19 protein-coding genes are annotated in these 22,202 nt (G+C 50.7%); 17 read left to right on the plus strand and 2 right to left on the minus strand.

The genetic code is table 11. The annotated features are described in order from the left end of the window. Positions 1 to 70 precede the first annotated feature (70 nt). The 17 genes from ltrA (at position 71) to ACLIN2_RS13580 (ending at position 20,091) form a co-directional block, all read left to right on the plus strand. Positions 71 to 1,333, plus strand: coding sequence for a group II intron reverse transcriptase/maturase (gene ltrA, locus ACLIN2_RS13500; RefSeq protein ID WP_411501590.1), 1,263 nt, complete (start codon positions 71 to 73; stop codon positions 1,331 to 1,333). A 118-nt stretch (positions 1,334 to 1,451) separates the two neighbouring features. After that, positions 1,452 to 2,129, plus strand: coding sequence for a DnaD domain-containing protein (locus ACLIN2_RS13505; RefSeq protein WP_411504261.1), 678 nt, complete (start codon positions 1,452 to 1,454; stop codon positions 2,127 to 2,129). 156 nt (positions 2,130 to 2,285) lie between these two features. Next, positions 2,286 to 2,726, plus strand: a complete 441-nt coding sequence (locus ACLIN2_RS13510; RefSeq protein ID WP_258957787.1) for a hypothetical protein — start codon at positions 2,286 to 2,288, stop codon at positions 2,724 to 2,726. Continuing rightward, positions 2,707 to 3,897, plus strand: coding sequence for a glycosyltransferase family 4 protein (locus ACLIN2_RS13515; protein WP_411504262.1), 1,191 nt, complete (start codon positions 2,707 to 2,709; stop codon positions 3,895 to 3,897). Before ACLIN2_RS13510 ends, ACLIN2_RS13515 begins: the two co-directional genes overlap by 20 nt. 122 nt (positions 3,898 to 4,019) lie before the next feature. Further along, positions 4,020 to 5,066, plus strand: coding sequence for a glucose-1-phosphate thymidylyltransferase (locus ACLIN2_RS13520; RefSeq protein WP_411504263.1), 1,047 nt, complete (start codon positions 4,020 to 4,022; stop codon positions 5,064 to 5,066). Further along, entirely contained in the window at positions 5,063 to 5,866 is an 804-nt protein-coding gene (locus ACLIN2_RS13525; RefSeq protein ID WP_092272303.1) for a glycosyltransferase family 2 protein, read from the plus strand. The genes ACLIN2_RS13520 and ACLIN2_RS13525 overlap by 4 nt, the downstream gene beginning before the upstream one ends. After that, positions 5,863 to 6,813: an NAD-dependent epimerase/dehydratase family protein gene (locus tag ACLIN2_RS13530; protein WP_411504264.1), complete on the plus strand. Its 951-nt coding sequence runs from the start codon at positions 5,863 to 5,865 to the stop codon at positions 6,811 to 6,813. Before ACLIN2_RS13525 ends, ACLIN2_RS13530 begins: the two co-directional genes overlap by 4 nt. Positions 6,814 to 6,839: 26 nt before the next feature. Beyond that, positions 6,840 to 7,913 carry a glycosyltransferase gene (locus tag ACLIN2_RS13535; RefSeq protein ID WP_411504265.1) on the plus strand — a complete coding sequence of 358 codons (1,074 nt, stop codon included), beginning with the start codon at positions 6,840 to 6,842 and terminating at the stop codon, positions 7,911 to 7,913. Between the two features lie 12 nt (positions 7,914 to 7,925). Then, positions 7,926 to 9,212 carry a UDP-glucose dehydrogenase family protein gene (locus ACLIN2_RS13540; protein ID WP_411504266.1) on the plus strand — a complete coding sequence of 429 codons (1,287 nt, stop codon included), beginning with the start codon at positions 7,926 to 7,928 and terminating at the stop codon, positions 9,210 to 9,212. Positions 9,213 to 9,331: 119 nt separating this feature from the next. Then, on the plus strand, positions 9,332 to 11,143 hold the full coding sequence (gene pepF, locus ACLIN2_RS13545; protein WP_411504267.1) for an oligoendopeptidase F: 1,812 nt from the start codon (positions 9,332 to 9,334) through the stop codon (positions 11,141 to 11,143). A gap of 255 nt (positions 11,144 to 11,398) precedes the next feature. Then, positions 11,399 to 12,619, plus strand: coding sequence for an efflux RND transporter periplasmic adaptor subunit (locus ACLIN2_RS13550; RefSeq protein WP_092272518.1), 1,221 nt, complete (start codon positions 11,399 to 11,401; stop codon positions 12,617 to 12,619). Positions 12,620 to 12,623: 4 nt separating this feature from the next. Beyond that, positions 12,624 to 15,707, plus strand: a complete 3,084-nt coding sequence (locus tag ACLIN2_RS13555) for an efflux RND transporter permease subunit (RefSeq protein WP_411504268.1) — start codon at positions 12,624 to 12,626, stop codon at positions 15,705 to 15,707. Between the two features lie 128 nt (positions 15,708 to 15,835). Further along, positions 15,836 to 16,624 carry an SDR family oxidoreductase gene (locus ACLIN2_RS13560; RefSeq protein ID WP_400581999.1) on the plus strand — a complete coding sequence of 263 codons (789 nt, stop codon included), beginning with the start codon at positions 15,836 to 15,838 and terminating at the stop codon, positions 16,622 to 16,624. A 48-nt stretch (positions 16,625 to 16,672) separates the two neighbouring features. Then, positions 16,673 to 17,164: a YajQ family cyclic di-GMP-binding protein gene (locus ACLIN2_RS13565; RefSeq protein ID WP_092272324.1), complete on the plus strand. Its 492-nt coding sequence runs from the start codon at positions 16,673 to 16,675 to the stop codon at positions 17,162 to 17,164. 91 nt (positions 17,165 to 17,255) lie between these two features. Next, a complete protein-coding gene (locus tag ACLIN2_RS13570) occupies positions 17,256 to 17,729 on the plus strand; it encodes a hypothetical protein (protein WP_122923019.1) in 474 nt (157 codons plus the stop codon). A 120-nt stretch (positions 17,730 to 17,849) separates the two neighbouring features. Continuing rightward, entirely contained in the window at positions 17,850 to 19,508 is a 1,659-nt protein-coding gene (locus ACLIN2_RS13575) for an AMP-binding protein (RefSeq protein WP_092272330.1), read from the plus strand. Positions 19,509 to 19,584: 76 nt separating this feature from the next. After that, a complete protein-coding gene (locus ACLIN2_RS13580) occupies positions 19,585 to 20,091 on the plus strand; it encodes a GNAT family N-acetyltransferase (RefSeq protein WP_411504269.1) in 507 nt (168 codons plus the stop codon). A 72-nt stretch (positions 20,092 to 20,163) separates the two neighbouring features. Here the strand turns inward: ACLIN2_RS13580 and leuD are convergent, their stop codons facing one another. Both leuD and leuC read right to left on the minus strand, forming a co-directional pair. Further along, positions 20,164 to 20,751, minus strand: a complete 588-nt coding sequence (leuD, locus tag ACLIN2_RS13585; RefSeq protein WP_092272336.1) for a 3-isopropylmalate dehydratase small subunit — start codon at positions 20,749 to 20,751, stop codon at positions 20,164 to 20,166. After that, positions 20,748 to 22,178 (minus strand): 3-isopropylmalate dehydratase large subunit, encoded by a 1,431-nt coding sequence (gene leuC, locus ACLIN2_RS13590; RefSeq protein ID WP_092272339.1) that lies wholly within the window; start codon positions 22,176 to 22,178, stop codon positions 20,748 to 20,750. Before leuC ends, leuD begins: the two co-directional genes overlap by 4 nt. Positions 22,179 to 22,202: the final 24 nt, after the last annotated feature.

The raw sequence follows: 22,202 nt of genomic DNA on the forward strand, positions 1-22,202 counted from the left end.
GAGGGTACAAGAGAGGGCTGAGTATTGTCCGGCAAGACTAGAAGGATGCGTGCGGAGGAAGGGTATCGTCATGGAGCTGTTGGAGAAAGTCCTGTCACGAGAAAATCTATTAGTGGCACTCGAAAGAGTGGAAAGAAACAAAGGATCGGCGGGAATCGACGGTGTTTCAACCGAACAACTGCGCGATTATATCCGTGAACACTGGTTGACCACTAAAAAGCAGATTATGAAAGGGACCTACAAACCTTCCCCTGTCCGCAGAGTCGAAATCCCGAAATCTGACGGAGGAGTAAGGTTATTAGGTATTCCTACCGTGATAGATCGCTTTATTCAACAAGCCATCCTCCAAGTTCTTACTCCTATATTTGACCCCCACTTCTCAGAATCCAGTTTCGGATTCCGACCGAACCGTGGTGCGCATGACGCCATGAGACAAGCACAATTTTATATTTCCGAAGGATATCGCTTTGTCGTGGATATGGACTTAGAGAAATTCTTCGACCGGGTTAATCACGATATTTTAATGAGTCGGGTTGCTCGAAAAGTAAAAGATAAAGCTTTGTTGAAACTTGTTCGCGCATATCTACAAGCAGGCATCATGGTCAATGGCATCTGCCTTTCGGCAGTAGAGGGCACACCACAAGGTGGTCCACTTAGTCCGTTATTGGCGAACATCTTGCTCGACGATTTGGATAAAGAACTGGAAAAGAGGGGACATCGCTTTTGTCGATACGCAGACGATAGCAATATCTACGTGAGAACAAAGCGGGCGGGAGAACGGGTAAAAGAAAGTATCCAAAGCTACTTGGAGAAGGTACTTAAGCTTAAAGTAAATGAGCAGAAGAGCGCAGTGGATCGACCTTGGAAGCGTAAGTTCCTCGGTTTCGGTTTCACTAATGCAAAACAAGCAAGGATTCGGCTTCATCCAAAATCACTTCTGAAGTTGAAAGAGAAAATCCGCTTCATCACTAATCCGGTATGGAGCATCTCTATGGATGAAAGGATTCGGAAGCTAAACCAGTACCTCATGGGTTGGATCGGATATTTTGCCCTTGCGGATGCAAAGAAAATCCTTCAATCTATCGACGAATGGATACGACGTAGACTTCGACTTTGCTTGTGGTCTCAGTGGAAGCGAGTACGAACCCGATATCGAGAACTTCGCTCTCTGGGTTTATCGCACGTCCAAGCAATAGAAATTGCAAACACCAGAAAGGGTGCATGGCGTACCACAAAGACTCCTCAAATGCACAAAGCCCTCGGAGTTGCATATTGGCAACAACAAGGGCTGAAAAGCTTATTACAACGATATTCTGTCATTCGTCAAGCTTGATGAACCGCCGTATACCGAACGGTACGTACGGTGGTGTGAGAGGACGGGAGTTAGTCGCTCCCTCCTACTCGATTTTACGTACTCCCTTGTCATTCCAACACAGAGGTGAATCAGTTTTATGGACTCCCAAATATTGCAATTGTTGCAAGAAGGTGCAACATCCGTCTCCAACCTGCTTTTGAAAATGTATAAACGCATGTCATTGGCAGATGACGAGATGATGCTGCTCATCCACCTGCTTTCCTTTCAACAGGAGGGGAATCGTTTCCCAACCTTGACAGAGCTGGAAGAGAGAATGTCCATGTCTAACATGCGATTAATCCAGTCTTTGCAAAAGCTGTTGAAGGAAGAGTGGATTAGCATTGACGAATTTGTAGACCCCCAAACCGGAATGCGGCATGAGCAATACAATCTGACTCCTTTGTATCGGAAGCTGTACCAAACCTGGCGTGAACAGCTGGCAGCCCCGCAAGTGATGGAGACGATCCACGAGCCATTCCGTCAAAGCGCTGCGGCTCTTGACGATGAACCTATTGCTATCTACAGCCGATTTGAGCAAGCCTTTGGTCGCCCGCTGTCACCCTTTGAGCTGGAAAGCATTCATATGTGGACGGGACAAGACGGCTATTCGGAGGAATTGATTTTAACTGCCTTGCGTGAAGCAGCGACGGTAGGGAAGCTGCACATCCGCTATATCGACCGGATTTTGCTCGAATGGCAAAAGCAGCAAATCACCAGCGTGGAGCAAGCGCGGCTTTACAGTATGAATTTCCGCAGAAATCGTCAACCGCTTTGATTGATCCCAATCGAAGCGGTTTTTTCTTTGCCGCGATACCGGATACGTACCCATTTTCCGTGTACGTCATAACCTATAGCATACATGACGAGTTCAGTTGCTACTCCTGTAATCGAGCAGTTATCTCGAATGGCAGGGGCAACATAGTTGGAGGGAATGTCTGTGGAAAAAAAGAAGAAATGGGATCTTCCTCATTGGGTTATGCCAGGCGTTTTTTCTGGCAACTATGTGGTAGATGAAGCGGTAGAGCGTATCTCGATTGTCAAGCCGGTAGAAAAAGGAACTGAGCCGGAAAATGAAGAAGCGCTGGAATTGATGGTGGAGGCAGCGTTGGAAACTGCGTTGAAGCAAAGCCCCCCGCCAACACCTGAGCAGCCTATTGAAATCATCTTGACCCAAAAGGAATCGGTCCTCCGCGATCATGTGGAAAAACTCGAGCTTGAAATTGCATCCTTAAAAGAAGAGGTCGCCTCGTGGGAAAAGCGGTTGAAGGAGTTCGAAGAAAAGCAGGCAAAGGAGCATCAATACTTGTATCAGGTGGTCCTTGCCCTGAAAAAGGAGTGGGAGAGGGAGCGAAATGAAGATCGCCATCATTAGTCCGGGTCCATTCTCCGTGCCGCCTGTCAAAGGAAGCTCCGTTGAGCATGATATCGACGAAGTCACCAAGATGATCGATCCAGAGCACCAGGTCACCATTTACACACGAACCTGCGCTACTTATCCCAAATCAGCGGTGGAGGAGAACCGGCAGTTCATTCGCTTCCCCTACAATGGGCCAAAACCATACTTACGGCGCATCATTTCCCATATTCGCAAGAGGAAGCCGGATGTCATCATGGTGGAAAACCGGCCGATCTATGTCCTGACCTTGAAAAGACACTTTCCGAAAATCCCGGTATTTGTCAATATGCATTCCCATGTCTATGGATCGCCGGGTATGATCAGCAAAGACAAAATGAAAAAGGTGGTTAGAAGGGCTTCCGGCTTTTTTACGAACAGCGAGTTCTTGCGTCGTCATTTTATGAAAACATGCAAGATACCTGCCCATAAAATTCATGCGGTTCATTTGGGCGTAGACGTCAGTCCTTATCAGGTAGCCAAAATACATTATTCGATCCGCAAAATACGCAAGGAAATCGGTTTAAAGCCGGAAGACCGCGTTCTTTTTTATGCGGGAAGGCTTATGCGGGCAAAGGGTGTTCATGTCTTGCTCAAAGCGTTCAGGGAAGTTTGTGAGCAGGATCCGCTGGCTCGCCTCGTAATCGTCGGGGGGACGGGGTATGGAAGCAATCGCTTGAATCCCTATGTACGCGAGCTGAAGCAGCTAGCTAAGCCGCTTGGTGACAAGGTTAAGTTCGTCAACTTCGTGCCGAGCGCGCAGATGCCGCTTTACTATCAGGTAGGGGATATCGTTGCGACTCCTTCCGTTTGGAAAGAAGCGTTCTGCCGCGTGAATCTCGAGGCGATGGCATCTGGAAAGCCGGTCATCACGACTCCAAGGGGAGGCATAGGGGAGGTCGTGACCCATCAAGGAAGCGGATTTTTAATCCCTCCCAAGGACTGGAAAGCGGAGCTGCCCTCCCTGTGGAAGCTGCTCTGGAGCGCACCTGCCATTCGTACGGAAATGGGGAAAAATGCTTTGATGAGAGCCAAGCAGTTCTCCTGGTACGCGACGGCACAAGGGTATCTCGAAGTGTTTGAAACGGCGTTGAAGAAACGCAAGGCAGCGTCGCCTCCGACGAAGCAAGACCTGCGTAAAACAGGATAATCCCGCGGCAGGACCTATAGGTGCCTGCCCTTTCTTTCATTCGGCTGGACGTCTGCCCTGTCCAGAAATCAAGAGGAGCATACCTTATAAGTATCGCAGAGCACCTTTGGGGAGTGATACTTGTGAAAGGGTTAATCTTGTGCGCTGGACGGGGTACGCGTCTTCATCCGTTCTCCTATTCGCAGCCCAAAACCCTCCTCCCTGTGGCCAATCATCCGGTTTTACACTACTGCATCCGCAAACTGCGTGAAGTGGGTGTCTATGACATCGGGATCGTCATTCACCCTTCCCAAGTGCAAATTCCTCCTTTGGTAGGCGATGGTAGTCAATTCGGGGCTACCATTACGTTTATCGAGCAGAAAGAACCCTTGGGAATCGCCCATGCCGTCCAATTAGCGCAACCGTTCTTGCATGACGAACCGTTTATTTTGTTACTCGGTGACAATTTGTTGATGGATTCGCTGCACGGGCTTACGCGTGCGTTTTCCGAAACAGCAACCGACGGCGTAGTGATGCTAAGTGAAGTGGAGAGACCACAGGATTATGGGATCGCCGAAGTACAGGAAGGGCGTCTGGTTTCGGTCGAGGAAAAACCCCGCCAGCCGAAAAGCAATCTGGCGGTTATTGGCGCATACCTGTTTACCAAACCCATTTTTGAGTCGATTGCTACACTTCAGCCATCTGCCCGTGGTGAGTACGAGATCACGGACGCAATCCAATCCTTGATTCATCGTGGTTATCATATTGCCCATGCTGTCGCGAGTGGAAAGTACTCGGATGTAGGGACGATCGATAGATGGCTGGAGGCAAACAGGTGGATGTTGACAAGTGAACTGGGACGACTACATCAAATAGGAAAAGATACCATCGTTGAAAACTGTGAAATTGAAGGACCTGTTTTGATAGGGGATGGATGTCAGATCCGCAATTGTCGTCTAGGACCCTTTGTCTCCATTCAAGACGGTGTTCACTTAGAAAATTGTGCGCATATTGAGAACAGCATTTTATTGGAAAGTAGCTCCCTGCGCGATGTCGCATGGAAAATCTCAGACAGTGTATTCGGGCGTTCGTCACATCTGACAGGAAATTCAACCGACAGTAGTGGCGTCTTTATTTTGAGTGACAAATCCTCGATTCGCATTCCAGCCAACAAGAGGGAGGAGCCATGAATCCGACCTTTACCGTAGTGATTCCGACGTATAATCGCGCCAAGTTTATTCGCAAAGCGATTAGAAGTGTGATCAGGCAGTCTTGTAAAGACTGGAAGCTGCTGATCATGGATGACGCCTCAACAGACAAGACGCGACAAAAAGTGGATAAATACCTGTTCCATCCGAACATCTCCTACTATCGCATGGAAAAAAACTCAGGGATTTCGAAAGTGATGAATCAAGCACTAGCGATGGTAGATACACCTTACCTCGTCCAGCTCGATTCTGATGACTGGCTGCCGAGGAAAACCTTGAAAGTGCTGAAGAGATACATTCGCAAAAGCAAGCCGAGCACGGCGTTGTATTATGGCAATGTGAAAATCTGGCGAGTTCGGAGAGGGCGGTACTACAATCCGTTCCTTGTCAAACATAAACATTTCCGCAACAAGTACCAATTTCTCAAGTACAATCGCTGGATGGTCGCACCTCGCTGCTACCGGGTAGCCGCGCTCAGAGAAGTGGGCGGATGGGATACCTCCGACAAGTATGAAGGGCGCATTATGGAAGACCGGCGCATTATCCTACGCCTGATTGAAAAATATCGGGTACGCTTCATCAATAAAAAGCTGTACAACCGCACGAAGCACAGGGGACAGCTGACAGACGGCAAGATGAAACGCAGACGAAACCATTTGCGGCGCAAGACCTTTAAATACTACCTCAAGCGGTGGGGAAACAGGTTTAAACCCGTCTATGGATACAAAAATGGATACCTGGTCATCAAACGTTTACGGAAAGTGAGGCGGCGACGGCGATGACAAAAGCGCTGGTCACCGGGTGTGCGGGATTTATAGGATCCCATCTGACGCAGCGTCTGCTGAGTGAAGGGGTGACCGTGATCGGGATCGATGGATTTCTGGATAATTACGATGTGGCGGCAAAGCTTCGTAATTTGGCACAGATCGGCAGTCACCCCGCTTTCACCTTTCACTCAACGATGCTGCAAGCGCAGCGTTGGAAGGGTTGGCTTGAAGGGGTAGATGTCGTCTATCACCTCGCTGCACTCCCAGGTGTGCGCAATAGCTGGGGGAAAGCCTTTACCGACTACGTGAACCACAATATTCTGGCGACGCAAATGCTGCTGGAAGCATGCTTGCAGCAACCTAAACCGCCTACGGTAGTCGTGTCCTCCTCCTCGTCGGTATACGGTACCATGCAAGGTTCGTTTACCGACGAGACAGCGCCGCTGCGACCGGTTTCTCCGTACGGGGTAACCAAAGAGTCGATGGAACAAATATGTCAGGTCTACGTGAAAGCGTATGGCTTGCGTGTTACGATGCTGCGCTACTTCACGGTCTACGGTCCCAGACAACGCCCGGATATGGCGTTTCATCGATTCTTTCGCCAGCTGATGAAAGGGGAGCAAGTAACAATATTCGGAGATGGTCAGCAATCGAGAGACTTTACTTATGTGGCTGATGCGGTGCAAGCCAACATTTTGGCAGCGAAGTGCGCCGCTCCAGGCGAAATTTTTAACGTGGGAGGCGATCGGGAAATCAAGCTTCTCGACGTCCTGGCGATCATGGGCGGCTTGTTGAACGTCACGCCCAAGCTCACGTTTCAAAGTGGTCCAGCAGGTGATTCAAAGCGTACATGCGCCGACATCACGCTCGCTCAGACACGTCTTGGATATAAACCGCAAGTTCCCCTCGAGGAAGGTCTTCGTTTGCAATTAGCAGATATGCGCTCACAAGCCAAAGGATAACTCTCAAGAAATGGGAGGCTAGTTGCATGCATCGGGTTCTGGTCTATCGAAGAAAATTTCTTCCGAGAAGTGAGACGTTTATTTACGAACAGCTGGTAGGTCACAACCAGGTAAAGCCGGTCGTCTTGACCAGACAGCGTCCGTTTAACCGCAAGCAATTTCCTTACTCGCCGGTCTATGTGCGAAAGCATATGGCCGGCCTCTCCACATGGTTGAGAAAACATAAAATCAGATGCTTGCACGCGCGATTTGGACCTGCGGGCTTGGAGCTGCTTCCATACGCTCGAAAAACGCGCTTGCCGCTGATTACCTCGTTTCATGGCTTTGATGCGACGAAACGGGTAAAAGGAAATCCGGGATACCGGCGTGCACTGCGGAAATTGTTCCGCAGAGGAAAGGCATTTACCGTAGTGAGCGGCCATATGAAAAAACGGTTAATCCGTCTCGGGTGTCCCGCGAAAAAAATAACGATGATACGCTCCGGCATCGACCTGAGGAAGTTTCCTATGCAAGCGCCTCGTACTGTTGCCAATGAGGAGTTTCGCCTGCTTAGCGTGGGCCGCTTGACAGAAAAGAAAGGGATGGACACGTTGGTGAAAGCTTTTGCCAGCGTGCGAAAGAAGCATCCCAGAGCCAAGCTTATCATCGTGGGAGAGGGAGAGGAAAAGCGAAAGCTGCGACGGCTGATCAAAAAATACAAGCTCGGGAAGCAGGTTGTGCTCAAAGGTGCCCTGCCACATCAAGAGGTTCAGCACGAGCTGGCAAAGTGCCATTTGTTCATCATCGCCTGCAAGACCGCACGAAACGGTGATCAAGAGGGGATACCGAATGTCCTGATGGAAGCCATGGCCACAGGGCGTCCTGTCGTTTCGACTTATCATTCTGGAATACCCGAGCTGATTGAGCATAAAGTGACAGGGTACCTGGTCCCTGAGCGATCTCCATCCAAACTGGGCAGGATGATCAACCAAGTATTGGACGCACGGGCCGAATGGGGCGAGGTCGTCGCACGCGCCAGAGAAAAGGTAGAGCGCAACCATAACATCGAAAAGCAACGCGCGAAGCTAGAAGACCTCTATCTGCGCGTGATGAAAAAATGATGGGGTGAAAGAATGAAGGTTGCCGTTATCGGTACCGGGTATGTTGGTTTAACGACTGCGGTTTCACTCGCGATGCACGGCCATGAGATCCTGGGGATCGATCTGGTTGCAGCGAAAATTGCCCAGCTCAGGCAGGGCAAGTCGCCGATCTACGAACCAGGATTAGAAGAAGCCTTGGCGCAGATGCTAGAGCAGGGAAACCTGCAATTTTCAACAGAAATCAAGGATGCAAGAGAAGCCGAAATGATGTTCATTTGCGTAGGAACGCCGGAAGCCTCGGATGGATCGGCGGATTTGTCTTATTTGCTCGCTGCGGTTTCGGATATAGCATCCCTGCAGCAACCGTCTACTGGTAAACGTGTCATCGTGATTAAAAGCACAGTCCCAGTGGGAACTGGAGACAGAATCGCAGAGCAGCTTCGCGGGTACGACGGTCTTTACGTCGCCTCCAATCCAGAGTTTCTTCGCGAAGGAAGCGCCATGCAAGACGCTTTGAAGCCTTCGAGGATTGTCATAGGTGCAGACCATGAAGCAGCGTTTGCCGCGATCGAGCAGCTCTACAACGGCGTAAACGCTGCCAAAGTGACGACGACGAGAGCCAACGCAGAATTTATCAAATACGCTTCCAATGCATTTTTAGCGACGAAAATTTCTTTCATGAACGAGCTGGCCAGGTTGAGTACGGTCCTTGGGACAGATATCACAACCGTGGCGCAGGGAATGGGATTGGACAGTCGGATTGGACCTGAGTTTTTGCGGGCAGGTGTCGGGTACGGTGGCTCCTGTTTTCCGAAGGACACGATCGCCCTGCTTCAGTTGGCTGGTCAGCATGGGATATCCTTGTCGATTTTGGATAAAGTCCGCGACGTGAATACAACCCAGCCGGCTTGGTTTTTGGAGAGGCTGGAGGAACAGCTGCATGGGGTGGCAGGGAAAAAGATCGCCGTCTTAGGTCTCGTATTTAAGCCGGACACTGATGACATTCGCGAAGCGCCATCTCTGAAGGTGCTGGAGGCTTTGCAGAAAAAAGGAGCTTCTATCGCGGCTTATGATCCGGTTGCCTCGGCGATCGTAGGAGCTCAGTTTCCAAACGTCGATTACGTGAAGCATCCGGCTGCCGCATTCAAAGGGGCGCACGCAGCCATGCTGATCACCGAATGGAAAGAATGTGTCCAGCTGGATTGGAAGGAGATCAAAGCGAGCATGGCGGCTCCGATTTTGTTCGATGGACGTAACGCTTGGCCGGGCAATCTTCTGAAGGATGTCGGGTTTGTGTACACAGGGGTAGGCAGAAGCTGACTTTTCCATACTGGGAAGGTTAGCTTTTTCTTTGGTTGATTTGAACAGAGCGGCATAATACGATAGGATAATCATATGGATGATTTCACCAATAAGCAAACCACGAGGGAGTGATCACGGTGAACAAAAGCAAAACACTGCCTAAACGCAGTGATGTCCCTGTCGAATACAAATGGCGTCTCGAAGATATTTATCCCAGTGATTCCGATTGGGAAAAGGATGTGCAAAAAGCCAAGCAGCTCGCAGATCAGCTGGCAGGGCTGAAGGGCAAGCTCGGACAATCCGGAAATGACCTGCTGGCTGCATTGAAGCTGCAAGATGAGCTTCTCCAGACCCTCGATCAAGTCTTCGTCTATGCACGGATGAGACGAGACGAGGACAATACCAACAGCACGTACCAAGGATTGACAGACCGAGCTACGAGTCTGAGCACCCAGGCGTACGGCGCGATTTCTTACATACAGCCGGAAATATTGGAGATCCCTACAGACGAGCTGGAAAAATGGATCAACGAAGTATCCGGCCTTGCTCATTACCGTATTTTGCTGGACGAAATTACGCGCTTCAAGCCTCATACGCTGTCTTCCGAGGAAGAAGCCCTCTTGGCCAATATGAGCGAATTGGCGTCGGCGCCAAACAAAATTTACGGCATGCTGTCCAATGCGGACATGAAATTCCCGATGATCACGGATGAAAACGGGGAAGAAGTCGAGCTGACCAAAGGCCGCTATACGCAGTTTATGGAAAGCAAAGACCGGCGCGTGCGAAAAGAGGCGTTTGATGCGCTGTACGAGACGTTCGGGAAATTCCGCAATACGATTGCAGCTTCCCTTACGTCGGCTGTGAAAGGCGATGTGTTCTACGCGCGGACTCGCAAGTATCCATCTGCGCTGTATGCGGCTCTGTTTGCGGATAATGTAGACCTTTCCGTATACGACAACCTGATTGCGACTATTCATGAGCATTTGCCGCTGATGCATCGCTATATCGCTTTGCGGAAAAAGCTGCTCGAGGTCGATGAGCTCCACATGTACGATCTGTACGTGCCAATCGTGCCAGAAGTAGACATGAAAATTCCTTATGATCAGGCGGTTGAGACGATCAAGGCCGCACTGAAACCGCTTGGGGAGGAGTACGGGCGGGTGCTTGCGGAAGGCTTCTCCGAAGGCTGGATTGACGTGTATGAAAACGAAGGCAAGACAAGTGGCGCCTACTCTTGGGGGGCGTATACCACGCATCCGTTTGTGCTGATGAACTATCAGGACAATGTGAACAACATGTTTACGCTCGCACATGAGATGGGGCACGCCCTGCACAGCTACCATTCCAACCACGCACAGCCGTATACGTACGCCGATTACAAGATTTTCGTAGCAGAAGTCGCTTCTACACTCAACGAGGCGCTGCTCATGCATCATCTTCTGGAGACGACTACCGACAAAGCGCAAAGAATGTATCTGATCAACTACTACCTGGAGCAATTCCGGGGAACCGTTTTCCGTCAAACGATGTTCGCGGAGTACGAGAAGATCGTTCACGAAAAGGAAGAGAAGGGCGATCCTTTGACAGCCGATTCACTGAGCGAAATTTACCGGGAGCTGAATGTGGCTTACCATGGGCCGGATATGGTTGTCGACAAGCAGGTTGATTTGGAATGGGCACGAATTCCCCATTTTTATCGGAATTTCTACGTGTACAAGTACGCGACCGGTTTTTCTGCAGCAACCTCCCTTTCCAAACAAATTTTGGAGGAGGGTCAGCCAGCCGTCGATCGCTATCTCAATTTCCTGAAAGGCGGCAGCTCCGACTATCCGCTGAACCTGCTGAAAAACGCAGGAGTAGATATGACGACTCCCGATCCGATTCGCGAGGGCTTGGCGGTCTTCAAAGAGCTGCTGGAAGAAATGGAGCAGCTGGTCTCGAAAGGATAAAGAAGAGCAAGGCACAGATCCGAGAAAGCAGTCAGGGCATACGCCTTGGCTGTTTTTTTTGTTTGATTTTTTTGTAAAAAATGAGAAAAAAAGTAACGGCTGACTATTTGTTTCGTATATACTTATGTCTTGCGCTATATTGTCCCTCCGCCCTTGGACGGAGGAGAATTTCCACCCGTTGGCTGTTTTGCACAGGAGGGAAAAACTGGCACAATGATGCAAGGAAATGATTGCGAAATAGGTGGAGGAATCAAGGTGAAAAAAAGAACGTCGATTATGTTGGCTTCCTTGCTGCTCGTAGCAACGGGATGCGGCCCTGCTCCCGAAGCTCCTCAGCAGGCAGAAGCAAAGGCAAAAGTAGTGGAAGTGATCAAAGTACAGAAGGCTGCAAAACCTGTCATGCTGAGTGTAACGGGCATGGTGGAAGCGAAGAGGGATGCTGTTCTGCCTTTCGGGACAGGGGGGACGATCTCAGCCATCCAGGTAAGCAAGGGAGCCAGAATCGGTCAAGGGCAGCTTTTGGCGACGCTTGATACCCGATACTACCAAAAAGAAGTGGAAGTAGCGGCAAGTCAGGTCGCAGAAGCGGCGGCACGCAAGACACAGACGCTCAAAGGGGCGACGACGCAAGCGATCGAGCAGCAGCGCCTGCAGGTAAAAAGTGCGCAAAGTCAGCTGGATAAAGCCCGGCAGGATGTTACAGTAGGCGATAAGCTGTTAGCTGGAGGTGCTATTTCGCAGAGCGAAATAAATGACCGGAAGCGGGCGCTGACCCAAGCCGAAATCGCGGTAAGAGACGCACAATTGGCGCTAGACGAACTGTTGCGTGGAGCCGAGCCAGAAGACGTGGCAGTCGCCAACGCATCCATCAAGCAGGCGTCAGGTCAGGTAGATCGAGCGAAAAAGACGCTGGAAGATGCGAAGATCGAAGCGCCTTTCGCAGGCACAATCGTAGAAGTTTTCAAGCAATCCGGGGAGCAGGCCTCACCGGGTGAGCAGATCATCCACCTAGTCGATTTGTCTGAGGTAAAGGTGACATTGGATATTACCAATGACAGCATTGGTCAGTTCCAGGAAAAAGCAAAGGTGCAAACTGTCTCAGATGACGGGAAGAAAAGCGAAGGAACGGTAACATTCGTATCCCCCGTCGTCGACAAGCAGACGGGTAAATACCGCGTCGAGGTCACCGTCCCGAACCCGGATAACTACTGGCGAGGAGGCATGACTGCAACGGTGGAGGTTCCACGTAAGATCAACGGCTTCCTGGTACCTTTGGAGAGTGTCGGGGTAAGCCAATCCCAGCACTACGTCATGGCAGTGGAGAACGGCTTGACTGTCCGTAAAGAAGTCAAAGTCGGTCAGATGACAGGGGACCAGGTTGAAATCCTGTCCGGAATCAAAGAAGGGGATCAGCTTTTGCGCACCGGCATTACGTTCTACGTAGAGGGGCAAAAAGTAGAGGCGAGAGGAGAATAGCGGCATGAACAAGATGATCCTCTTTTTGCTAAAGCGTCGGCTCATTGTCTACCTCTTCACGTTTCTGTTGGTGATTGCAGGGATAGGCTCTCTAACCAGCTTCAACGTCGAGCTGGTACCGAAAACCAACTTCCCTGTTCTGTCGGTCAACGTATCGGGTGGATCCATCCCACCAGAGGAAATGGAAGACAAAGTCACCAAAAAGATCGAGCAAGAATTAAAGTCCATCACGGAAATCAAGGAATACACATCGACGACAGGCTCTGGCTCCGTAAACATTCAAATTACTGCAAAGGAAGGGACAGGCGAAAAGGTCAAATCTGACGTACAAAATGCTGTGAACCGGCTGCGCAATGACTTCCCAAAAGCAGTGGACCGGGTGGAAGTCAATCAAATGAGCTTTGGTGACGATGCCCTGATCGACTATGCCCTGGTTGGTGCTGATCCGCAAGCGATGCTGAGCCTAGCCAAGACGACGATCAAAGACCGCATTGAAGCTGTTCCCGGTGTAAAGGAAGTAGAGATTTCCGACCGCAGCTTTGAAAATCAGATTGCCGTCACACTCCGCCCCGAGCAGCTAAACGCTTTTCGGACTACACCTGCCGAGGTCATAAGTCAGCTGCAGCAAACCAACTGGAAGCAAGCCGTCGGAACATTGGAGAACTCCGGGTTTGATACGGTAGTCATGGTCGATGATACGTACAGCACGGTACAGGAAATGACCGTTCTCCCGATCGAAACGCCAAATGGAACAGTCACGTTGAGCCAGCTCGCTACGATTGAGGACCTGCGCGGAAAGGTCAAGGAATCGGTAGCACTGACCGATGGAAATGTCTTCGTTCACTTGAGTGTCAAACGCGCAGAAGGCAGTGATCTGATCACGACGCAAGGCAAGGTCGAAGAAGTCGTCCGTGAAATCCAGGCAGAGGCAAACGGACAATACCAATTGAAGGTCATGGTAGAAGCCGTCTCGTATATTCAGCACGCAGTGACAAACCTCAGCCGTGATGTCATGATTGGCGGCGCGCTGGCCATTATCATCCTGTTCGTCTTCCTCCGCAACTGGCGCGTCACACTGGTCATCGCGACTACACTGCCATTGTCTGCCCTCATGACCTTTATCGCGATGAAGCTGGGTGGATACAACATCGACATGGTGAGCTTGCTTTCTCTCAGTCTATCCGTAGGTCTCATCGTGGACGCCGCCATCGTGGTTCTGGAGAGCATTTATCACTTCAGAGAAAAGGGCGAGCCTTTGACGCAAGCGATTGTCAAAGGGACCAGGGAAGTACTTACTCCGGTTTTTACGTCGCAATTGACGATCATTATCGTATTTCTCCCGCTGGTTTTTGCAGATTTTGAAGACTGGCTCAAACCGATTTTAGCTACGATTGCTTTTACGGTTTCCTCGGCCATTATTGCATCTACCATCGCTGCGTTTTTCTTCGTGCCGGTCTTCTCTGATCGCTTCTTGCAAAAGGATAAGAAAGTTTCTCTGGAAGGAGAGGTCAAAGAGCATGTTATCGTTCGGTGGTTCAGCAAGCTGCTGCAGCTGGCCCTGCGTCACCGGGTGAAAACGTTGCTGGTAGCCGTCGCCACTTTCGTCGTAGCAGGAACGATGATGCCGCTCATGAAGATGGGGCAAGGCATCGATGCCAACGAAAATCTGGTGTTTGCCACCATCGAGATGCCGACAGGCTCAACGCTGGAAAAAACGCAAAAGGCCGCTTTGGCTGGAGAGGTAGCTTTGCGCGAGATTCCCGAGGTTAAAGATGTTTTCTTCTTCTCTTCCAAAGAAAGCTCGGAAATCTTTATCTCCCTGCGCCCGAAAAGTGAGCGTCAGCGAGACAAGGAAGCACTGACAGCAGATGTGAATGAGCGCCTCAAAGCGATACCGGGTATTGATTCCATTTCCACAAACTTTGGTGGGCAAGGTACGGATGCACCGATCCAGCTGGATATCGTCGGGGATGACATGGAGCAAATGCGCAAGATCGCTTCCGATGTAGAAGGCATGCTCGCCACGATCCCAGGTGTTGACAACATCCGTAACGACTTTAAAGAGGGCAAGGAAAAAGTGACCCTCGTACCCAAGCAGGAAGCGATGTCCCGCCTGAACGTCGATCCTCGTTCCCTGCTGCAGCAGCTCAGCACGATGATTGGGGATCAGCCGATTACGTCCATCACGAAAGACGGGATTGACATAGATGTCGTCGCCAAGCTCCCTGACAATTGGCTAAAGCACCCTGATCAGCTAAAGCACATGATGATTACGAGCAAAAGTGGGTCACAAGTACCTTTATCCGAATTGGTAGATTGGACGTACAGCAAATCGCCAGTGGTCATCACCCACGACAAGGGTGAGCGAATCGTGACGGTTTCAGCAGAAATGCAAGGAACCGACTTGGGGGCAGTTGGCAGACAGGTAACGGAAAAGCTCCCTACGCTAGCTGTGCCTGCTGGCTATAGCATTGAAATTGCAGGGAAGCTGAAAGAGCAGAGCGCTAATATGACCCAAGGAATCTTCGTATTCGCCGGCGTGCTCGCACTGATTTACGTCGTCATGGTCGCGCAGTTCGGAAGACTGTCTCAGCCGTTTATCATCTTGCTGACGATACCGATGGCACTGGTTGGAGTCGTGATTGGCTTTGTTCTGACCCAGCGCGTATTCGGTGAGATGGCCATGATTGGGATTATCATGCTCGTGGGGATCGTGGTGTCGAACGCCATTTTGCTCATTGACCGTATCAACCTGCTGCGCGGTCGCGGTATGAACTTGGCAGAGGCGATAGTGCAAGGGACCAAGGAGCGTGTGCGTCCCGTCATCATGACCAAACTGACGGCGATACTAGGGATGCTCCCGATGGGTCTTGCCATGGCAGAGGGCTCCGATCTGGAGGCTCCGCTCGCGACAGCGGTCATCTCAGGCCTCGTATTCCACACGATCGTGACGCTTGTTCTCGTGCCTGTCTTGTACTCCTTGTTTGAAGGAGCAAAAGAGAAGCGGCTCGCCCGCAGACTGGCACGACAAGCCAAGCGCCAGGAGAAGAAAGCAGAGAAAGCCAATCTGCAGCCGACACAAATGTAAAAGGAAGAAAGAGAGAAGAGGAGTGCATGATCCCTCTTCTCTTTTGCTTTTCGTACTTCAGAAAGTTCTGTAGAATAAAGAGAGAGCCATAAGATTTGACTGATGGGCATCATGAAGGGAGAATGGTTATGGATTTGCAATTGCAGGGAAAGACAGCGATCGTACTCGCATCGTCAAAAGGGTTGGGAAGAGCAACCGCCATTTGTCTCGCACAAGAAGGGGCAAATGTCACAATCTGCGGTCGCGATGAAGCCGCATTGGCCTCCGTACGGGATGAGATCGAGCAAGCGACAGGGAAGTCTCCACTGGCAGTCACTGTTGATGTGACCAAAGAAGAAGACATCAAACGTGTTGTAGACGAAACGGTTCGTCATTTTGGCAGTGTACATATTTTAATCAACAACTCGGGCGGACCGACTCCTGGTACATTCGATCAACTCAGTGACGAGCACTGGGTCAAGGCATTTGAATTGAACCTTCTCAGCTATGTTCGGGCGATTCGCGCCGTGTTGCCGCATATGCGCGCCAATCAGTTCGGGCGCATCATCAACTTTGCTTCATCCTCTTTTAAGCAACCGTTGGAGAACCTGATCCTCTCCAATACATTTCGGACTGGTGTGCTCGGCCTCGCAAAAACACTGTCTGCTGAACTCGGCCCGGACGGCATTCTGATCAATACGGTAGGACCGGGACGAATTGCCACCGATCGTGTGAGACAGCTCGATGAGATGGACGCGCAGAAGCTGGATTCCAGTGCAGACGAAGTGCGCAGCTTTTTTGAGAAATCGATCCCGCTTGGACGTTACGGTCAACCGGACGAGTTTGCGCGTATGGTTACGTTCCTCGCATCCCCTGCCAACAGCTATGTGACGGGTCAATCCTTCCTCGTAGATGGCGGGCTTGTACGTGCAATCTAGCGTTTTTTAGCCTGTTGAAAAAAAGTAGACGTAGAAAGGGGTTTTTCCATGAGCAAAGAAAGTTCGTTTGATATTGTCTCCAAAGTGGATTTGTCTGAGGTTAACAATGCCATCCAGACTGCACTGAAGGAAATTGAAAACCGATTTGATTTCAAGGGCAGCAAAAGTAAAATCACGCTGGAAAAGGAAGAGCTTGTCCTCGTATCCGATGACGAATTCAAGCTCGGGCAGGTCAAGGATATTTTGATCGGGAAGCTCGTGAAACGGGAAGTTCCCATTAAAAATCTGGATTATGGCAAGGTAGAGCCAGCCGCTGGGGGGACGGTGCGCCAACGTGTCAAGCTGGTTCAGGGGATCGACAAGGAAAACGCGAAAAAAATCAACACCATCATCAAGGATGCCGGATTGAAAGTGAAAACCCAAATCCAGGACGATCAGATTCGCGTGACCGGAAAAAGCAAGGATGAGCTCCAGCAGATCATCCTTGCCATTCGCAAGTCAGACCTTCCACTGGACGTGCAATTTATCAACTATCGATAAATGCTAGAAAAGTTTTGCTTCTAACTCTCTATAATTTCGCGTATGCATGTACAAATAAGTGACAAGCTTGAGCGAAAGGGAGAGTAGAGACATGAAGGTCTTTATCGTCAGTATGCGCAATCTCATTTTGGGTGGAATCGTCGTCCTGATCGTCCTGGTAGCGGGCATCGTGTTATTAGTAAAAGATCCTTTGCACGTATCGGATTCGTATCGACCGACTGAAGAAAGCGTACCGGCTTCCTCGGTTCCCGTAACTCAGCCCGTCGGTTCGGAAAAGCCCTCGCTGAACATGGACATTTCGGTAGACGGTACGACAGCGGAAGTAACGTTGCTCACGCAGAATTTCCAGTTTACACAGGAAAATGGCGATATGAGCCAGCAAGCAGTATTTGGTCAAGGTCACGCTCATCTGTATTTGGATGGAGAAGCGAAGGGCATGATCTACCACCCCGAGTTTCTTTTAAAGAAGCTGCCAAAAGGAGAGCATGAGCTGCGTGTAGAATTGAACTACAGCAATCACCTCCCCTATAAGGTCGAAACGACTCAAAAGTTTGTCGTGAAGTAAGCAGAAAGCGTTCCAATTGCGGGACGCTTTTCTTTTTGGAGAAGAGCAGGAATATGCTGGAAGAGAGAGAATTTTTCCAATGGCAAGGTCGATTTGTCTGAATATTCGGAGGTGTTTTGCATGCTGCGTGAAATCACAATCGGAGATTTATTGGATGAAACGGCGGGTCAGTATCCAGAGAAAGAGGCCCTCGTTTATCATGAGAGGGGACTTCGCTATTCGTTTGCTCAATTTCAGGACATTTGCAATCAGGCAGCGCGAGGATTTCTGTCTTTAGGGATTCAAAAAGGAGAGAACATCGCGATCTGGGCAACGAATGTCCCAGAATGGGTCATCTCCCAGTACGCCACGGCAAAAATGGGAGGCGTTCTGGTAACAGTCAATACGAGTTACCGAACGCATGAATTGGAGTATTTGCTGAGACAGTCGGAATCGACGACCCTGCTCTTGATCGACTCCTATCGCGATGCGAACTATTTGGGGATGCTTCGGGAGATTTGTCCAGAGCTTGACACCTGCGAGCCAGGCAAGCTGCATTCAGCACGGCTTCCTCATTTGAAAAATGTGATTTATATCGGGGAAGAACGGCAGCCAGGGATGTTTTTATGGCAGGATCTGATGGAGCGGGCAAATCTGATCCAGGAGGAAGAGCGGATCGCCAGGCAGCAAAGCCTAGCACCTGATGATGTGATCAATATGCAGTACACCTCCGGGACCACGGGCTTTCCCAAGGGTGTCATGCTTTCCCATACGAATATTGTCAACAATGCGATCAAGGTAGCCGAATGCCAGCGACTTGGCGTGCAGGATCGCGTATGTATCCCTGTTCCCTTCTTTCATTGCTTTGGCTGCGTCATGGGAACCTTGGCGTGTGTCGCTACAGGGGCGACGATGGTTCCTGTCATCGCATTCGATCCGGGTATCGTGCTGCTTGTGGTGGAAAAAGAACGATGCACGGCCCTATACGGTGTACCCACAATGTTTATCGCAGAGCTGAACCATCCGACCTTTGCCGAGCGGGATCTAAGCTCGCTGCGGACGGGTATCATGGCAGGCTCGTTGTGCCCGATCGAGGTCATGAAAAACGTCGTCCATAAAATGGGCATTCGAGATATCACGATTGCTTACGGACAGACGGAGTCTTCACCCGTTATTACACAGACAGTCCCAGAGGATTCCATCGAGCGGAAGGTATCCACAGTGGGACGACCGCACGCAGGAGTCGAGGCGAAGGTCATCGACCCGGTCACGGGTGAGAGCCTGCCACAAGGAGTGCAAGGCGAGCTGTGCACGCGCGGGTATCTCGTGATGAAAGGCTACTACAACATGCCTGAGCAAACGGCGCAAGCGATCGACGCTGAAGGCTGGCTGCATACCGGCGATTTGGCAACCATGGACGAGGACGGCTATTTTCAAATTACTGGCCGCCTGAAGGACATGATTATACGTGGGGGAGAGAACATTTATCCGCGGGAGGTAGAGGAGTTTCTTTACACTCATCCCAAAGTTCTCGACATCCAGGTGGTTGGGGTGCCGGACCCGAAATACGGGGAGCAGGTGCTGGCGTGCATTCGTGTGAAGCCGGGAGAGGCCCTGACCGAAGAAGAGGTGCTCGAGTATTGCCATGGGAAAATCGCCCGCTTTAAAATTCCGCGCTACATTCAGGTAGTTGACGAGTACCCGATGACTGCTTCTGGAAAGATACAAAAATTCAAACTGCGTGAGCAAGCCATCCAGTCGCTAGGACTGCAGGGAGATACGGGTATCGAAACAGCATAAGCTGATCTGCAAGTCTTTACATTCGTGCAGGTCTCCTCTATCATTGATGGGAAATGCAGGGAGAGGGGCAGCAGGGATGGAGATCAGACAGCTGGGACCAGAGGATGCACAAGCTTTTGCAGCATGCAGATTAGATGCGCTGCAAAAGGATCCGGATGCATTCGGGTCGACCTACGAGGACGAAAGGAATCGCACGCTGGAGGAATGGCAGGAGAGGCTGACCCAGACACCGGGAGAAAACGCATTCTTTGGCGCTTTTGAAAAGGGAGAAATCGTAGGAACCATCGGCTTCTTCCGACATAAGGGAAGGAAAGTCAGACATAAAGGCGCTATTGTTTCCATGTACGTAAGGGAAGTACATCGTGGCAGCGGGGTGGCTGCGGGCTTAATGCATGCGGCACTCGACTACATCCGCGGATTGGGAGATGTAGATCAGGTACAGCTAGCTGTCGTTACCACGAATCCGGCAGCGGTTCGCTTTTACGAGAAAATGGGCTTCCAAACCTATGGATTCGAGAAAAGAGCGCTGAAGGTAGGGGAGCACTACTTCGATGAAACGCATATGTACATGCTAATCGAATAGATCGAAGAGAAGAGGGGCTTCGGAAACAAGAAAGCGAAGGCATGGAACCCGTGCCTTCGCCTCTCTTTTCTATTAGGAGCGTTGTGCTTCGTATGCGGAGATTTTGTCTTCGTACTGCAGCGTCAGGCCGATGTCATCGAGTCCGTTCAGCAGGCAGTAACGACGATAGGGATCCACTTCAAACGGATAGGAAAGACCCTCGTTGTCTTTCACAACCTGCTCCTGCAAGTCGATTGTCAACTGGTAGTTTTCGCGGCTTTCTGCCCGTTTGAACAGCTCGTCGACTTGTTCTTCGCTCAGCTTGATCGGCAAGAAGCCGTTCTTGAAGCAGTTGTTGTAGAAAATATCCGCAAAAGATGGTGCGATGACCGCACGGAATCCGTAGTCCGTAAGCGCCCAAGGTGCATGCTCACGGGAGGAGCCGCAGCCGAAGTTGTTGCGGGCGAGAAGAATGGTAGAATCCTTGTACGCTGGCGTATTCAGGATGAACGAGTCAATCGGTGTGCCGTCTACGTTAAAGCGCCATTCAAAGAACAGGAACTGGCCAAAGCCACTGCGCTCGATCCGTTTCAGGAATTGTTTTGGGATGATGGCGTCTGTATCTACGTTTACACGGTCGAGAGGGGCTACCTGACCTGTGTGGATGACAAATGGATTCATTGGAATACCTCCTTGCTCACGTTCTCATTTTTCCATTCACGTACGTCTACGAAGTGGCCAGCAATCGCCGCAGCTGCAGCCATTTCCGGGCTCACCAGATGTGTGCGTCCACCGCGTCCTTGACGACCTTCGAAGTTCCGGTTAGAGGTAGAAGCGCAGCGTTCGCCCTCCGAGAGGATGTCAGGGTTCATCGCGAGGCACATCGAGCAGCCGGACTCGCGCCAGTCAAAGCCAGCTTCTTGGAAAATGAGGTGCAAGCCTTCTTGTTCGGCGAGCTGTTTCACCGATTGAGAACCAGGAACTACCATGGCATGAACAGCAGGGGAGACCTTGCGTCCTTTTGCCACCTCAGCTGCTTTGCGAAGGTCTTCGATCCGACCGTTCGTACAGGAGCCGATAAACACGCGATCGATTTTGATTTCATTCATCGGTGTGCCAGGCTCAAGACCCATGTAAGCGAGCGCGTCTTGCGCAGCTTTGCGTTGTGCAGTGGTCTCGAAGGACTCTGGATTTGGAACGGTGCTTGTGATGTTGGTACCCATTCCAGGACTAGTACCCCATGTCACTTGCGGAGCGATTTGTGTAGCATCGATTTCTACCACTGTGTCGTACGTCGCACCTTCGTCTGTGACAAGCTGTTTCCACGCTTCTACGGCAGCCAGGAAGTCTTCACCCTGTGGTACATAACGCTTGCCTTTCAGGTAGTTAAACGTAGTCTCGTCAGGAGCGATCAGACCCGCGCGAGCGCCGCCTTCAATCGTCATGTTGCAAACTGTCATACGCTCTTCCATGGTCAGCTTACGGATGGCAGCACCTGTATACTCGATAACATAGCCAGTAGCGAAGTCAGTTCCGTATTTTGCGATAATCGCCAAAATTAAGTCTTTTGCGCTGACTCCGAATGGCAAATCGCCATTTACGCGCACTTCCATCGTTTTTGGCTTGAGCTGCTGGAGGCACTGGGTCGCCAGTACGTGTTCAACCTCGCTGGTGCCGATCCCGAATGCCAGGGCACCGAATGCTCCGTGTGTAGACGTGTGGCTGTCCCCGCAAACAATCGTTTTCCCTGGGTGAGTCAGACCGAGCTCAGGACCGATGACGTGTACGATCCCTTGGTCAGGGCTGTTCAGGTCAGCGAGGGTGATGCCAAACTCTTGGCAGTTCTCAGTCAATGTTTCCATTTGCTGACGGGAGATTGGATCTTTTACATTGAAGCGGTCTGCTGTAGGAACGTTGTGGTCCATCGTAGCGAAAGTGAGCTCAGGACGGCGAACCTTGCGACCAGCCAAGCGGAGCCCTTCAAATGCCTGTGGAGAGGTAACCTCGTGAACCAAATGCAGGTCGATGTACAAAAGGCTAGGTTTTCCTGCTTCCTCGTGAATCGCGTGATTGTCCCAAATCTTTTCAAACATGGTGCGAGCTTTCATAATGACGATTCCTCCTTCGTTCGA

The sequence above is a fragment of the Brevibacillus centrosporus genome (assembly GCF_046622605.1).
Lineage (GTDB): Bacteria > Bacillota > Bacilli > Brevibacillales > Brevibacillaceae > Brevibacillus > Brevibacillus centrosporus.

Coding starts and splice junctions, on each gene's coding strand:
- ACLIN2_RS13515 (WP_411504262.1), top strand. CDS start 2,707: ATGAAGATCGCCATCATTAGTCCGGGTCCATTCTCCGTGCCGCCTGTC.
- ACLIN2_RS13560 (WP_400581999.1), top strand. CDS start 15,836: ATGGATTTGCAATTGCAGGGAAAGACAGCGATCGTACTCGCATCGTCA.
- ACLIN2_RS13505 (WP_411504261.1), top strand. CDS start 1,452: ATGGACTCCCAAATATTGCAATTGTTGCAAGAAGGTGCAACATCCGTC.
- ACLIN2_RS13525 (WP_092272303.1), top strand. CDS start 5,063: ATGAATCCGACCTTTACCGTAGTGATTCCGACGTATAATCGCGCCAAG.
- ACLIN2_RS13580 (WP_411504269.1), top strand. CDS start 19,585: ATGGAGATCAGACAGCTGGGACCAGAGGATGCACAAGCTTTTGCAGCA.
- ACLIN2_RS13555 (WP_411504268.1), top strand. CDS start 12,624: ATGAACAAGATGATCCTCTTTTTGCTAAAGCGTCGGCTCATTGTCTAC.
- ACLIN2_RS13510 (WP_258957787.1), top strand. CDS start 2,286: ATGTCTGTGGAAAAAAAGAAGAAATGGGATCTTCCTCATTGGGTTATG.
- ACLIN2_RS13570 (WP_122923019.1), top strand. CDS start 17,256: ATGAAGGTCTTTATCGTCAGTATGCGCAATCTCATTTTGGGTGGAATC.
- ACLIN2_RS13540 (WP_411504266.1), top strand. CDS start 7,926: ATGAAGGTTGCCGTTATCGGTACCGGGTATGTTGGTTTAACGACTGCG.
- leuC (WP_092272339.1), bottom strand. CDS start 22,178: ATGAAAGCTCGCACCATGTTTGAAAAGATTTGGGACAATCACGCGATT.
- ACLIN2_RS13565 (WP_092272324.1), top strand. CDS start 16,673: ATGAGCAAAGAAAGTTCGTTTGATATTGTCTCCAAAGTGGATTTGTCT.
- ACLIN2_RS13575 (WP_092272330.1), top strand. CDS start 17,850: ATGCTGCGTGAAATCACAATCGGAGATTTATTGGATGAAACGGCGGGT.
- leuD (WP_092272336.1), bottom strand. CDS start 20,751: ATGAATCCATTTGTCATCCACACAGGTCAGGTAGCCCCTCTCGACCGT.
- ACLIN2_RS13535 (WP_411504265.1), top strand. CDS start 6,840: ATGCATCGGGTTCTGGTCTATCGAAGAAAATTTCTTCCGAGAAGTGAG.
- ACLIN2_RS13530 (WP_411504264.1), top strand. CDS start 5,863: ATGACAAAAGCGCTGGTCACCGGGTGTGCGGGATTTATAGGATCCCAT.
- ltrA (WP_411501590.1), top strand. CDS start 71: ATGGAGCTGTTGGAGAAAGTCCTGTCACGAGAAAATCTATTAGTGGCA.